This is a genomic window from Olleya sp. NP1-10, assembly GCF_055804415.1.
This window is the reverse complement of the sequence record NZ_CM147840.1, coordinates 2,674,633-2,688,746: the sequence shown is the minus strand read 5'-3', so window position 1 is coordinate 2,688,746 and position 14,114 is coordinate 2,674,633. Positions and strand designations below refer to the sequence as shown.

Sequence of the window (14,114 nt, the reverse complement as noted above, 5' to 3'; positions counted from 1 at the left end):
TCGGACTTTATAGCTACAATTTATTTGCTAACTTAGTGCACAAAACAAGCAATTAATCAGTAATAAAACCATTAGAAACAATCACAAATAAAGAATTATAAATATGAGTTTTTTGAAAAAAATATTTGGTACAAAACAGAATAACATATCTGAAGGAGAAGTAAAAAATGAAAATAATTTGGATTCCTTTAAAAAAGTACCTTGGATGACAGATGCAAGACTTGAAAACATATCTATTTGCCTTGACGCTGGATTTTTACCTGCTACTTCTTTACCTACAGAATTTGAACGAGAATTACGACCTTCAATTGAAATTGCTCAAAGATTAGGTGCCATAAAAGCTCTAATCCTGTGATTAATGGTTCCGCAAGAAAATTTAGATAATGATAAAATCCTCCTTTTTATTGATAACAATAACCTTATGCAATTTATGGACGACGATGAAAAAGAAATACTTAATAAAGAAAGAGATGATGAAGAAGCAAGAAATGCTATAGGTTGGAAATTTGAAAATGCTTGGTCGTTAGCATGGTATTTTGGATATAAAGAACCTGACATTTATGGCGAAGTGATGTCTGGCCAACAAATGCAAGAAATTTTATCAGACTTTAGTTGCCCATTAGACAAAAAGATTGAAGATTGGATTAAAGATATAAAGACACTTTCAGAAGAAAAATTAAGGCAAAAGGAAGATCTGTTTTATTGTTTACATAATGCTGTAAGAAGCGCTCAATTAGGTAAAGATACAGTTCCTAATGGTTTTCACCCAATGGGAAATGGTGGTGTAATTCACGAAAGAAGACACGCTTTAACATGGATGTTATCAAACGGAGTAAATTGGGAAGAAACAGATTTAAGTACATAAAACAGTTGTTGGCAAAACCTGTATGATTAATTATTTTAAGAAGGGCTTATTTATAAAACAAATCTAGAATACTATTGCGTTAAATTTTATTTATTAAATTATTTGTTTAAATACAAGGCAAGCTATACACAAAGACTTTGGTAACAATTATGAGTAACAGGCGTAAAGACGATAATCCTAAAGAGATTGCTGAAATTGTCAGTAAAAAATATCTTGAAAAAGGTTATAATTTAGATTTTAGTTTGAAAAGTTTGGAATACGAAATAGACAAAATTTTAGAAAATGAAATTTCAGAAGATTGGATTGAATCTTCAAAATTAGGATCTGAATTAACAGCTTATTTCGGAGAAACATTGTGTAGAATTTTTGACACAAAATGGAAAGGTGAATATTATTCGGAAAATAACGGAATTAATTTTTACACTACAAAAATTGAGAAAAACGGTTTTGAATTCGGACCAAGCCATTTTATTGGCTATTATTTAAGTAATGGAAAGAAACATGAAGGGAGTTTTAAAGATTACTTGTACTCTAGAGATTATTCTAAAGGAATATTTAATGACTTTCTTGGTGGTGGGTTGATAAACAAAATAAGATAGAAAAAATAACTATTGCCAAAACCACCTATAATTAATGCCACAATAATACTTACTAATTATTTTGTTCGGTTTCTATTTGCTAGATTAGTTACTTAAAACACATCACTAATCATACAAAAATACGTTTAACACATTAGAATTAAATAAATGAAAATATTGAAACCATTTGTGATTTTATTTTTGATGATTTTATTTCAGTCTTGTACTAATAAACATAAATTACGCATGGATAAAATGAATTATAAATATGGGAATGTTATTGAATTGAAAATAAATGAAGTTATTACTATAGATGATTCTTTAACTGTTAAATTAATTTACTTTACGCACAAACGACCACAATCTCATGTTGGAAGTTCGACCAAAGCGACAGCATGCTTTATTGCATCTAAAAACTCAATATCTGAAGAAATATGCCTCTCTATAAGAGGTCGAAACAGAATGACTGAAACAGAAGATGGACTGACTAAAAATGAGCGTTTTAAACCTGTTTTATGGAACGGTTATAAATTTCAATTAGTAGAAAAATTTGGTGCTAACTATGGCGAATCTATTAAAGTTATCATTCTAAAAGATGAAGAATACAAATAATATTGAGTATAAGAAGCAATAATTAAATCTAATAACAAATGCACAAAACCATAGTCCTTTTATTATTTTGTACAATCGGAATCATTTCTTGTAAAAACACTAAAAATGATATTGATAGAGTAGACATATCTAAACAATATTTTGAGCATCTTAATAGTTCGGACTTCTCTAAACTATCAAAATTTATTGCAGATACTATTATTACGATAGAAGGAGAGTATAAAAATACATATTCTAAAAAAGAATATTTTAAGGTTTTAAAATGGGATTCTGTTTTTAAACCTAACTATAAAATTTTAACAATTGAAAAGAACGATGATATTGTTAAAGCAAAAATTTCAAAAATAGGCAAGAGGATTGCTTTTTTACATGAAAAACCTTTTGTAATGAATCAATTTTTCAGGTTTAAAAACAATAAAATAGTTAGTATAGAAACGGAATACTTAAATTTTGATTATTGGACATGGGATAAAAATAAAAATGAATTGCTGAGCTGGGTTAATAATAATCATGCTGATTTAATTAGATTTATGACCAACATGACAGTATCTGGTGGTGTATTATATTTAAAGGTAATTAAATTATATGAAAACAGAGATCACATGTAATAATACACTAAATAACAATCGTTTTATTTAAATTTTAATTAGCATCGTAGATATTTTATCTATTTTTACTAAATAACTATTAACGAACAAACACAAAAAATAGTGTTCAAAATAAAATATATTGTCATCCTCTTATTAAATTTTATTCTGTTTACTTGCAAGACAAAGACTAAAAAAGAAGTCATACCAGTAACTAATGCTGTAAATATTAAAACAACAGCTAATCAATTAACTTTATTAGGAGAACAGGTCATTTCTACACCATTATATGAAAGGGATTTGGCAATTTCACCAGAAGGTAATGAGCTTATTTATACCTTAGGAGATTATAAACAAAATAAAAGATGTTTAGTATACCTTACTAAAGACGAAGGAGTTTGGACTGAGCCACAACTTTTAAATATATCAGGAAAATATCAAGATATAGAACCTTTTTATACTAACAACGGAAACCGATTGTATTTTGCATCAAACAGACCAATTTATAATGATACTTTAAGAAACGATTATAATATTTGGTACAGCGACCGTGTAAATAATAAATGGTCTAATCCAGTAGCGTTAGATTCTACTATAAATACTAAAACCGATGAGTTTTATCCGTCGTTAAGTCATAATGGAAATTTATATTTTACTGCAACTAAAGCTTCTGGTATAGGAAGAGAAGATATTTTTATGTCTGAATTTAAAGATGGTCAATTTCAATCTCCAAAACCATTACCTAAAGCTATAAATACCACTTCATTTGAATTTAATGCTTATATAAATCCTGAAGAAAACATTCTTATCTTTAGTTCTTTTGGAAGATCTGATGGTTTAGGAGGAGGAGATTTGTACATGAGTCGTAAAGACAGTTTAGGACAATGGACAGCATCCAAAAACTTAGGAAAAACGATAAATTCTGATAAATTAGATTATTGTCCATTTGTAGATTGGAAATCAAATAATTTTTATTTTACAAGTGAAAGAAAACCACTTAATAACAATAAAATAGACCATGTAAAAACATTGAAAGCACTATCTAATAGTCCATTAAATGGTTATGGAAATATCTATAAAATAGGATTTGATAAATTAGAGTTATAAGTTTCAAGATTTAATCGATTTGATATCAACGAATATTATATTTAATTTAAATGAACCAACTAAATGAAGTTATAAAAGAAGTATTTAAGAAAGAGAAACGAAACAAATTCACTTTCTTAACTGGTGCTGGAATTTCAGCTGACAGTGGAATACCAACCTATCGTGGTTCTGATGGAATATGGGTAAAAGGAACTAAGTATCATAAACCAGAAGAATTTGGGACTTATAAGTATTTTATCGAGCATCAAGAAGAAGTTTGGCAATATACATTGTTTAGAAAAAAATGATTGAAAATGCAATACCAAACGAAAGTCATAATATTCTTGCAAATATTGAAAAGACTTTAGATGACAGATTTCATTTAATAACACAAAATATTGACAATCTTCATAGAAGAGCAGGAAATGAAAATATTTATGAAATTCACGGAAACTATAGAGAAGTAAAATGTTCTATTAATTGTAAAGGTATCTTACCTATACCTAATAATTTAACCGGAAAAGATTTAAAACAAAATCTTAGAAAAGATGAAATTGATTCGCTGAAATGTCCAGAGTGTGGCAATTGGTTAAGACCCAATATTTTATGGTTTGACGAATATTATGATGAAAATACTAACAAAAAATTCAGTTCATTAAAAGTTGCCAAAAACAGCGGTATTTTATTTATAGTCGGAACATCAGGTGCAACAAGTTTACCAATAGAAATTGCACGATCAACTTTAAAATATGGAGGATATGCTATAGATATGAATATTGAAGACAATCATTTTACTGAACTTTTAAAAGGAAAAAAAGAGGGATAGTACTAAGAGAGAGAAGTTCAGTGATTCTTCCCAAAATTAATGATATGATAAAAAACTGTACATAATAATCTTGCTAAATAAATTTATGTTTAAATTATATTAATAAGTGTTACTTCGTAATACTTTAATACATCAAGATAATACTTATCTTGTGGTATATGAAAACGAAGTTTTAACGACTACAACTATTTAGTAACTATAACTAACAAAAAAGGGGTAACCAAACGGTTAACCCTTTTTTATACTATATAATTTAGCTTATTTTAAGCTTTCTAATAACTTTTCAGCAACTAACTCAGAGGATGCTGGGTTTTGACCAGTAATTAAATTACCATCTTGAATAGCGTAAGCTGCCCAATCTTCTTTTTTAGAGTAAATTCCACCGTTTTCATTTAACATATCTTCCACTAAAAACGGTACAACGTCTGTTAAACCAACAGCAGCTTCTTCAGAATTTGTAAAACCTGTTACTTTTTTACCTTTTACTAATGGTTCTCCATCTGTTCCTTTTACACCTTTTAATGCAGCAGGAGCGTGGCATACAAATGCTATAGGCTTCTCTTGAGTATTAAATTTTTCGATTAAAGCAATTGACGTTTCATCGTTTGCTAAATCCCATAATGGTCCATGACCTCCTGGATAAAATACAGCATCAAAATCGTCTGCATTCATATCTGATAATTTATGTGTAGTTGCAATTAATGCTTGTGTTGCCTCATCTTTATTATAACGCTCAGTATCTTCTGTTGCAGCATCTGGCGAATCGCTACTTGGATCGATTGGTGCAGCACCACCATTTGGTGTTGCAATAGTAATTTTAGCACCTTTGTCTAATAATGTGTAATATGGATTTGCGAATTCTTCAACCCAAAATCCTGTTTTTTTCCTGTATCTCCTAATTTATCATGAGATGTTAATACAAATAATACGTTCATTTCTTTTTCTTTTTTGGTTTCTATTTTGTCTTCTGAAACGGTTTCAGAAGTTGTGTTGTTTGTTTTGTCTTTACAACTTGAAGTTGTAATTATAGTTAGCGTTATAGCTATTGTTTTTAATATTTTCATTTTAAATGAATAATTAAATATTATCATTCTGAATACAGCCGAAAACCTTAGAATTTTGCTGTTATAGCATAACGACTGTATCCATCATGACAATTAAAAAGACTTATTAGTAAGCCATTTTTACTATTTCTTCTACTTTTTCTGGAGATAAACTTTGGTGTTCACCTAATCCAGTCCAACCACGTTTTGTAAAACGTTCAGAGATTTCTTCTGCGGTTCCTTCGTAATCTTCAGTGTAGTCTGATAATTTCGTGTCGATACCTAATTCATGGAAAAAAGCAACTGTTTTTTCAATTGCTGCATAGGCTTTGTCGTCTGTGCTTCCTTCAGTAATATTCCAAACGCGTTCGCCATATTGTGCTAATTTTTCCTTTTTAGATTCAAAATTAAACTTGTAATGACTTGGTGCAATTACAGCTAAAGTACGTGCGTGATCGATACCAAATAAAGCAGTTAATTCGTGACCAATAGCATGTACTGCCCAATCCGTTGGAACACCTTTTTGGATTAATCCATTTAACGCCATAGTACAACTCCACATAAAGTTTGAAGCTGCTTTATAATCTGTTGGGTCTTTTAAAACCGTTGGCGCAACTTCAATTAAGGTTTGTAAAATGCTTTCTGCAAAACGGTCTTGTAATAAGGCACCAATAGGATACGTCATATATTGCTCTAAAACGTGTGTAAACGCATCGGTTAAACCATTAGCTAATTGACGTTCTGGAATAGAAGTTATTACTTGAGGATCCAGAATAGAGAACTCAGGAAATAAACCTGGTCCACCCATAGCTAGTTTTTCTTTAGTTTCTTTACGTGTTATTACTGCACCAGAATTCATTTCAGATCCTGTAGCTGGTAAGGTTAACACAGTACCAAAAGGCATTCCTTTTTCTGTTCTAATATTCTTAGTTAAAATATCCCAAGGTGTATCGCCATCGTAAACTGCAGCTGCAGATAAAAATTTAGTACCGTCAATTACAGAGCCACCACCAACAGCTAGTAAATAGGTGATATTTTCGTCTTTAATAACTTTTAAAGCCTGCATTAAGGTTGCGTATTCTGGATTTGCAGGAATACCTCCAAACTCAGTGACATCAACGTCTGCTAAAGCGGTTTTTACTTGGTCATAAATTCCGTTTTTCTTAATACTTCCTCCACCATAAAGCAATAAAACTTTAGCATCTGCAGGAATTTCTTCTTTTACTTTTTCTATAGTATCCTTACCAAAAATAATTTTGGTAGGATTTTTAAAATCAAAATTGTTCATCTTCTTTTTCTTTTTTGGTTATTAAATTTTTACAATCATTTTCCCTTTGTTTTTACCTTCAAATAAATCGATAAAAGCTTGAGGAATATTATCGAAACCTTCAACAATAGTTTCTGTATAGGTTAATTTGTCTTCAGATAACCAACCAGCTAATTTTTGAATGGCTTCCGGGAATTTTTCAGCATAGTTACTTACTATAAAACCTTGCATTAACGCGCTGTTTTTTACTAAAAATGGTTGAACGCTTATACTTTTAGGTGTTTCAGTCTCGTTGTAAACCGAAATAGCACCACAAATTATAATTCTTGCAAATTGATTAATATTGAATAAAACTGCGTCAGAAATTGGTCCGCCTACATTATCAAAATACACATCTACGCCATTTGGCGCTGCTTCTGCAATAGCAGATGTCATGTCTTTAGTGGTGTTGTAATTAATACCTTCATCAAAACCGAACTTACTTTTTAGCATCTCGATTTTTTCATCTGTACCAGCAATACCAATAACGCGCAAGCCTAGTATTTTTGCTATTTGTCCAACAACACTACCAACAGCTCCTGCAGCTCCAGAAACTACAATGGTTTCGCCTTTTTTAGGTTTTCCTATTTCGGTTAAACCTAAATAAGCTGTTAAACCTGTCATACCTAAAACACCTAAATAGGTACTTAATGGTGCTTTTTCTGGATCAACTTTGTTTAAGCCTTCACCATTTGACACTTGTTGAGTTGACCAGTTTAGCATACCAGAAACGTAATCTCCAACTTGGAATTTTTCGTTTTTAGATTCTAAAACTTTAGCCACAACACCAGAGTGCACAGGTTCATCTAATTTAAAAGGTGGAACGTAAGATTTTGCATCGCTCATGCGTCCTCTTAAGTATGGGTCTACTGAAACATAAGCTGCTTCTAGTAAAATCTCACCATCTGAGACTGTTAGCGTTTTATCTTCTTCTATAAATTCAAAATTTGAAAGTGTAGGTTTTCCTTCAGGTCTATTTTTTAATTGTATCGTTTTCATATTCTTTATCATTTATTCAATTACAGTTACAATCTCGTCCATTGGTCTTCTAACTTTAACAAGATTTACTAGCCAGTCTTCATCTTCTTTTCTATAACCAATAGGCAATAGCACAGCACTACGTAATCCTTTTTCGCGTAATCCTAAAATTTTATCTACAGCGTCTGGCTCAAAACCTTCTAAAGGTGTCGCATCTACACCTTCAAAAGCTGCAGCTGTTAAAGCTTCGGTAAATGCAATGTAGGCTTGTTTAGAGGCGTGGATAAAGTTTTCTTCTGGATCTTTTTGAGGATACATGCTTAATAGCATTTGTCTATAATTTTCCCAACCTTCGTTTTTAAAACCACGAATATCATTGGTTAAATCGAACATATAATTAATACGTTCTGACGTGTAATGATCCCAAGCAGCAAAAACTAAAAGGTGAGAACAGTCTGTAATTACAGATTGATTCCAAGCAATTGGTCTAATTTGTTCTTTAATATCTTGGTTTTTTACAACAAATATTTCAAAAGGTTGTAAACCTGATGATGTAGGAGCCAAGCGTGCAGCTTCTAAAATACGTTCTATTTTATCTTCGGCTACTTTCTCTCCATTCATGGCTTTTGCAGCGTATCTCCAATTTAATTTGTCTAATAATTCCATATCTGTTTTTTATTTATTTTTTGTGATTCTTTTTATATCGTTTGAAGTAATAATGACTTCGGCATGACTTTTACTGTTGGCTAAATTTATCATGGCTTGAGCCATGTTTTTAGGATCTGTAATTTTGTATTTCTTTAATTTTCCAAAGAATAAAGGTTGAATAACTTTAAATATAGCTTTACCAATATCTTCTAGAGTGCGACTTTCTTTACGATCTCCACCAATTAACGACGGTTGAAAAATGAACGTTTTTTTTATATTTTGTTTTAACACATCGCGTTCCATTTCGCCTTTAGTTTTATTGTAAAACACGCTACTTTTTGTATTAGCACCTAAAGCAGATATCACTAAATAAGTCTCTATTTTATTAGCTTTAGCTAATTTTGCTGCCGAAACCGGAATACCATAATCTATTTTTTTATATAACTCTTTATCAGGAGTTTTAGATTTGGTTGTACCAACACAACAGAATACTTGGTCTCCAGTAAAATCGTTTTTAAACTGTTCTAGCTCTAATAAATCTCCTATAAATTGTGTGACTTTGCTTGGTAAACCTTTAAGTTTTGAACGTGAAAATAATTTGATGCTTTCGTAACGCTCATCTTTAATAAGTAGATCTAATAATAAACCTCCTGTTAATCCTGAAGCACCTAATATAATTGCTGTTTTTTTCATGTTATTGACATACTTTTATGCTGCTCCAAGCAGATTGATAGGCTTCTTCTAAATAGGTTTTATCTAATGTAAAAACACCGCGTTTTTGTATAATCATTAAAAATGATAATGGATTAATAGCATAGGCATATAATAAATAATCGGATAACGGTTTAATGATACCTTCTTGTCTACCACGTTCCCAAAGGTCGAGTAGTGGTTGTAAGTGTTTTATACCTTCTTGTCTACTTATCTCATCAATCATTGGCGTGTTGTCACATTGTGCTAAAAACATAGCGTTTTCACATTCTTTAAGTTTAAAGTCTGCAATACGATTCCAAATTAGTTTAAAGCCTGCTTCAACAGACATCGTTTCATCATAAGTAGCAAACGCATATTCAGTGTATTCGGCTTTCACTTCGACGTAAGTCTTATTTACTAAATCTTGTTTATTTTCAAAATACAAATAGATTGTAGCAGGAGAGACCTTAGCCATCTTAGCTATTTTACTCATTGGTGTTGCATGAAAACCGTTGTTGTTTACCAACTCGATTGTCGCTTTTACCAATGCGTTACGTTTGTCTATACTTTTTTGAAGTTTTGCCATTTTTATTTAAATTCTGATGCAAAGATACATAAAAATGAATGTTCATTCTTTTTTTAACAAAGGTTTATATTTTAATAAAATTGTATAATTAACCTATGCTAGTAAAACTATAAATAAGTGAGTATAAGTGCAGAGTAATTATTTTAAAATAGTAAATATAAATGAAGATCCTTTATCAATTTTAGAAGTTGCTATTATGGTACCACCTGATTTGCTAACTAGTTTACTAACAATAGGAAGCCCTAAGCCAGAACCTTCATTACCATATTTATCTGTTTTAGATAATTTTATAAAAATTTTAAAGATTTTTTCTAGGTATTCTTCTTTTATTCCTGGTCCATTATCACTTACTATAAACTTATAATGGGTGTCTGTTTCAGAAATATCAATATTGACTTTTACAGTTGGTTTGTCTGTATATTTTTCGGCATTATTGATAAGATTGGTTAAAATTTGACCAATAATAACAGTGTTAATGTGTAATTTTTTTAAAGTGGAAGTAAAGGTGAGTTCTAAAATCTGATCATTGGCATAATACTCCAAAATATCTTTTTTAAAGGCAGTAATCGTTACATCTTCTTTAACATCTTCAAGTTGGTCTAACTTTGTACTGTATTCCATCAAACGATCTAAAAATTTATAAGATTGTTCAGTATATTTTAAAATAAGTTCAATAATGTTAGTGCCTTTAGGGTCTATTTTGTCTTTATAATCTGCTAAAAACATTCCTGCTAAATTAGATATATTTGATAGTGGAGATTTTATATCATGAGAGGCAGCGTAAGCAAATTGCTCTAAATCTGAATTTTTTTCTTCTAATTGTGTGTTTAAGTCCTTTAGTTTAAAATTCTTTTTTCTTAATGCTAAAAGGTTTATGACTTGTTTTGATAAAGCGTTTAACGCTTCATTTTGACTATCAGACAAAACCCTAGGTTTAGAGTCAATGACACATAAAGTACCTAGTGGTAGTCCATTTGGAGATTTTAAGGGTACTCCTGTGTAAAATATCACTTCAGGTTCTCCAATAACTAGTGGGTTATCAAAAAAGCGTTTGTCTTTTCTTGCATCTTCTACAATTAGCGTATTGTCTATATCATTTATTGCATGACCACAAAAGGATATGTCTCTTGGTGTCTCAGTAGCGTCTAAACCATAACTAGATTTAAACCATTGTCTATTGTCATCTACAAGACTGATTAATGCAATTGGCACATCACATATTTGTGCAGCGATTTTAGTTAAACCATCATAATCTTGTTCAGGTAAAGTGTCAAGAATATTATAGGATTTTAACTCTGTTAATCGTTCTACTTCGTTAATATGTTTTTTTGGAGTAATCATAGACTAATGTTATTTAATATGCAATATACTGTTTTTTTGAAATTAAGAATTAAAAACATCATAGAAGACATTGCTTTTCAGTAGTTTAGTTGTAATTTTATTTGTAAGAAAACCTGTCTGCTTTGTTAGTTTAAAAATGAATTTGCTTTATCAAAACGCTTAAATTTTATTTTTATAGCTTAGTTAAACTTTTTAAAAAGTGTCGTTAAAAAATTAGATGTATCATAGTTTTGTATAAAAAGAAATAAAAATTACTATGAATAAACAACACCTTTTAACCCCTTACAAAAAAAACATTTCATTAGATAACAGAGTAGTTATGGCACCAATGACGCGTAGTCGTGCAAATAATGAAGGTAAAGTACCAACTAACGATTTACAGGGTTTGTATTACGAGCAACGAGCATCTGCTGGATTAATAATTACCGAAGGATCTCAAGTCTCTAAACAAGCTGTTGGCTATATAAACACACCAGGAATCCATACTGAAGCACAAGTAGAAGGTTGGAAAAAAGTTACACAACGTGTCCATGACAAAGGCGGAAAAATCTTTATACAATTATGGCATGTCGGACGTATGTCTCATCCAGATTTTCATGATGGCGATTTACCAGTTTCGGCTTCAGCCATAAATCCTGATGCCAAATCATTTACACCAGATGGGTTCAAGGACACTGTGACGCCAAAAGCAATGACTATTGAAGAAATTAAACAAACGGTTAAAGATTTTCAAGATGCTACAGCAAATGCGATAAAAGCTGGTTTTGATGGAGTAGAAATACACTCGTCTAACGGTTATTTATTTCAACAATTTTTTAATGCTTGTTCTAATGAAAGAACCGATGAATATGGAGGTTCGATTGAAAATAGAGCACGTTTCTTTTTTGAAGTTTTAGATGCCATGAAAGAAGTGATTCCTCAGGAAAAAATAGGCGCACGTTTTAATCCTTCGTTACATGGTATGTCAGGAATTACAGTAGATGAAGAGACTATTCCTACGTTTGAATACATTATCAAAAAGCTGAACGATTACAATTTAGCGTATATTCACTTATCTGAACCTTTTACAGATGTCTCTGAAGTACCTTTTACTGTCACAGAAATTGCAAAACATTTTAGACCATTATACAACGGAACATTAATGATTAATACCAATTTTGATCAAGATAAAGGAAACCAAGTTTTAGAAGCTGGTGATGCTGATTTAGTAGCTTACGGAAAACCATTTATTTCTAATCCAGATTTAGTAGAACGTTTTGAAAACAACATTGAATTAGCTGATTGGGATAAAGATACATTTTATACCACAGGACCTGAAGGATACACAGATTACCCGAAAGCATAACTCCTATAAATAATCAACATTAAAAAGCGTCTAAATTAATTTTTAGACGCTTTTTGTTTTGACTTAAACTATTGGTTTATAATTTATTAAGTTTAGTTTTCACTAGTAAAGGTTTAAATGATATAAATAAAATAGTGTAAATAAATAACAGTAATAAATACCAAGTATTAGATATTAAATCTAAGTAATCTATCTTTCCTTTTGAAAAGCTTAAAATCATTAAAACTTGCGCGCCATAAGGTAAAATACCTTGTACAATACAAGCAAAAATATCTAAAATGGAAGCAGTTTTTTTATTGTCTAATCCATACTCATCGTTAATAGTTTTAGCAATTGGACCAGCAATAATTATTGATACAGTATTATTGGCGATCGCCATGTTTATGGTACCAACTAAAGAGGCAATTCCTAACTGTGCAGACGTCTTGTTTTTAATCAGTTTTTTTATTTTATTTAATATATAATCTATTCCTCCATTTTTTGAAACTAAAGCAGCTAAACCACCAGTTAATAACGATAGTAAAAATATTTCGGTCATACTTGTAAAGCCTGTGTATGCTATTTTAGTAGATTCAATTAGCGTAAAATCTCCATAAATAATTCCTAAAAGTCCACCAGTAATAACACCTAAAAGTAAAGTGACAAATACGTTAATTCCTATAATAGACAGTATGATAACTAATAAATAAGGTAATATTTTAAATACAGAATAGTTGTAAATCGTAGAGTCTTCAACATTAGTTTCTAATCCCAAACCTTGAATAATTAGTATAGCAATAGTAAATAAAGCTGCTGGCAACGCTATTTTAATGTTCTGCTTAAATTTATCGCTCATTTTACAGCCTAGCGATTGGGTTGCTGCTATGGTAGTGTCTGATATTACAGATAAATTATCACCAAACATACTTCCGCCTAAAAGTGCGCCACAAAGTATTGCTAAATCTACACTACTTTTGTCTGCAAAACCAATTACAATAGGTGCTAAAGCAACGATGGCTCCAACCGAAGTTCCTGTAGAAACCGATAAAAATGCAGCAATGACAAACACACCAAAATAGATGTATTGTATGGCAATAAAGTCTAATCCTAAATTAACAATAGCGTCAACACTTCCTGTGGCTTTGGTAATGGTAGCAAAAGCACCTGCTAATAAGTAGATTAAACACATGGTTAAAATCTTATCATCTCCACAACCTTTTAAAAGCGTTTCAATTTTAGAATTAATCGATTGTCTAAACATTAAAAAAGCAACAATAATACCAACTATAACTGCAATTGGAGCAGGAAGTGCATAAAAATCGTTTTGATAAATTCCAACACCTAAAAACGTAAATACAAATACAAATAGCGGAATTAAAGCTGAAAATTTTGGAGTAATTTGTTGTGGACTTGCCATTTTGTTTTTCATTTTAAAAAAGGAAATAGCAATCAAAATAATAAGAAAGATGTGTTAACATTTGTTCCAATCAATTGGCTTATCTATTTAGCACCTTGCTCGTTATTGCAGGTTGCTATCTCCTTTTAGAGATTCTTGATAATTAATTTTAAGTCTGCAAAAATAGGGCAGAAAGCAATACGTAATTCTTAAAAAGTGTTAATTTTTAAAATAGCCAAAATTCT

At 30.7% G+C, this 14,114-nt stretch carries 16 protein-coding genes, 1 pseudogene and 1 riboswitch; of the genes and pseudogenes, 9 read left to right on the top strand and 8 right to left on the bottom strand.

The features are described from left to right. Nucleotides 1-112: 112 nt before the first annotated feature. The 8 genes from AC0L4B_RS12545 (at nt 113) to AC0L4B_RS12510 (ending at nt 4,554) form a co-directional block, all read left to right on the top strand. Nucleotides 113-355 (top strand): hypothetical protein, encoded by a 243-nt coding sequence (locus AC0L4B_RS12545; RefSeq protein ID WP_473437225.1) that lies wholly within the window; start codon nt 113-115, stop codon nt 353-355. Nucleotides 356-358: 3 nt separating this feature from the next. Next, the gene (locus AC0L4B_RS12540) at nt 359-865 is read left to right on the top strand and encodes a DUF4272 domain-containing protein (RefSeq protein ID WP_473437224.1); all 507 of its coding nucleotides are present in this window, start codon (nt 359-361) and stop codon (nt 863-865) included. A 149-nt stretch (nt 866-1,014) separates the two neighbouring features. Then, nucleotides 1,015-1,464, top strand: a complete 450-nt coding sequence (locus AC0L4B_RS12535; protein WP_473437223.1) for a hypothetical protein — start codon at nt 1,015-1,017, stop codon at nt 1,462-1,464. A 147-nt stretch (nt 1,465-1,611) separates the two neighbouring features. Next, nucleotides 1,612-2,055: a hypothetical protein gene (locus AC0L4B_RS12530; RefSeq protein ID WP_473437222.1), complete on the top strand. Its 444-nt coding sequence runs from the start codon at nt 1,612-1,614 to the stop codon at nt 2,053-2,055. A 38-nt stretch (nt 2,056-2,093) separates the two neighbouring features. Further along, nucleotides 2,094-2,663, top strand: a complete 570-nt coding sequence (locus AC0L4B_RS12525; protein WP_473437221.1) for a hypothetical protein — start codon at nt 2,094-2,096, stop codon at nt 2,661-2,663. Between the two features lie 102 nt (nt 2,664-2,765). Next, complete coding sequence (locus AC0L4B_RS12520; RefSeq protein ID WP_473437220.1) at nt 2,766-3,749, top strand: TolB-like translocation protein; 984 nt, start codon at nt 2,766-2,768, stop codon at nt 3,747-3,749. Between the two features lie 50 nt (nt 3,750-3,799). Beyond that, entirely contained in the window at nt 3,800-4,036 is a 237-nt protein-coding gene (locus AC0L4B_RS12515; RefSeq protein WP_473437219.1) for a Sir2 family NAD-dependent protein deacetylase, read from the top strand. After that, a complete protein-coding gene (locus AC0L4B_RS12510) occupies nt 4,033-4,554 on the top strand; it encodes an SIR2 family NAD-dependent protein deacylase (RefSeq protein WP_473437218.1) in 522 nt (173 codons plus the stop codon). Before AC0L4B_RS12515 ends, AC0L4B_RS12510 begins: the two co-directional genes overlap by 4 nt. 258 nt (nt 4,555-4,812) lie before the next feature. Here AC0L4B_RS12510 and AC0L4B_RS12505 read toward each other — a convergent pair. From AC0L4B_RS12505 to AC0L4B_RS12475, 7 genes and pseudogenes are all read right to left on the bottom strand, one after another. Further along, a pseudogene (locus tag AC0L4B_RS12505) lies at nt 4,813-5,618 on the bottom strand (type 1 glutamine amidotransferase domain-containing protein). 106 nt (nt 5,619-5,724) lie between these two features. After that, nucleotides 5,725-6,885, bottom strand: coding sequence for an iron-containing alcohol dehydrogenase (locus AC0L4B_RS12500; protein ID WP_473437217.1), 1,161 nt, complete (start codon nt 6,883-6,885; stop codon nt 5,725-5,727). Nucleotides 6,886-6,906: 21 nt separating this feature from the next. Then, entirely contained in the window at nt 6,907-7,902 is a 996-nt protein-coding gene (locus AC0L4B_RS12495; protein WP_473437216.1) for an NADP-dependent oxidoreductase, read from the bottom strand. A 12-nt stretch (nt 7,903-7,914) separates the two neighbouring features. Continuing rightward, nucleotides 7,915-8,547, bottom strand: a complete 633-nt coding sequence (locus AC0L4B_RS12490; RefSeq protein ID WP_473437215.1) for an NAD(P)H-dependent oxidoreductase — start codon at nt 8,545-8,547, stop codon at nt 7,915-7,917. 9 nt (nt 8,548-8,556) lie between these two features. Beyond that, nucleotides 8,557-9,222: an NAD(P)H-binding protein gene (locus AC0L4B_RS12485; protein WP_473437214.1), complete on the bottom strand. Its 666-nt coding sequence runs from the start codon at nt 9,220-9,222 to the stop codon at nt 8,557-8,559. A gap of 1 nt (nt 9,223) precedes the next feature. Beyond that, nucleotides 9,224-9,808 (bottom strand): TetR/AcrR family transcriptional regulator, encoded by a 585-nt coding sequence (locus AC0L4B_RS12480; protein ID WP_473437213.1) that lies wholly within the window; start codon nt 9,806-9,808, stop codon nt 9,224-9,226. Between the two features lie 138 nt (nt 9,809-9,946). Then, nucleotides 9,947-11,149, bottom strand: a complete 1,203-nt coding sequence (locus AC0L4B_RS12475; RefSeq protein ID WP_473437212.1) for a sensor histidine kinase — start codon at nt 11,147-11,149, stop codon at nt 9,947-9,949. A gap of 256 nt (nt 11,150-11,405) precedes the next feature. Between AC0L4B_RS12475 and AC0L4B_RS12470 the strand changes: the two genes are divergently transcribed. Beyond that, the gene (locus AC0L4B_RS12470; protein WP_473437211.1) at nt 11,406-12,494 is read left to right on the top strand and encodes an alkene reductase; all 1,089 of its coding nucleotides are present in this window, start codon (nt 11,406-11,408) and stop codon (nt 12,492-12,494) included. 76 nt (nt 12,495-12,570) lie between these two features. Here AC0L4B_RS12470 and AC0L4B_RS12465 read toward each other — a convergent pair whose 3' ends face one another. Continuing rightward, entirely contained in the window at nt 12,571-13,890 is a 1,320-nt protein-coding gene (locus tag AC0L4B_RS12465; RefSeq protein ID WP_473439443.1) for a Na+/H+ antiporter NhaC family protein, read from the bottom strand. Between the two features lie 50 nt (nt 13,891-13,940). Continuing rightward, nucleotides 13,941-14,037: riboswitch (SAM-I-IV-variant riboswitch) on the bottom strand. Nucleotides 14,038-14,114 lie beyond the last annotated feature (77 nt).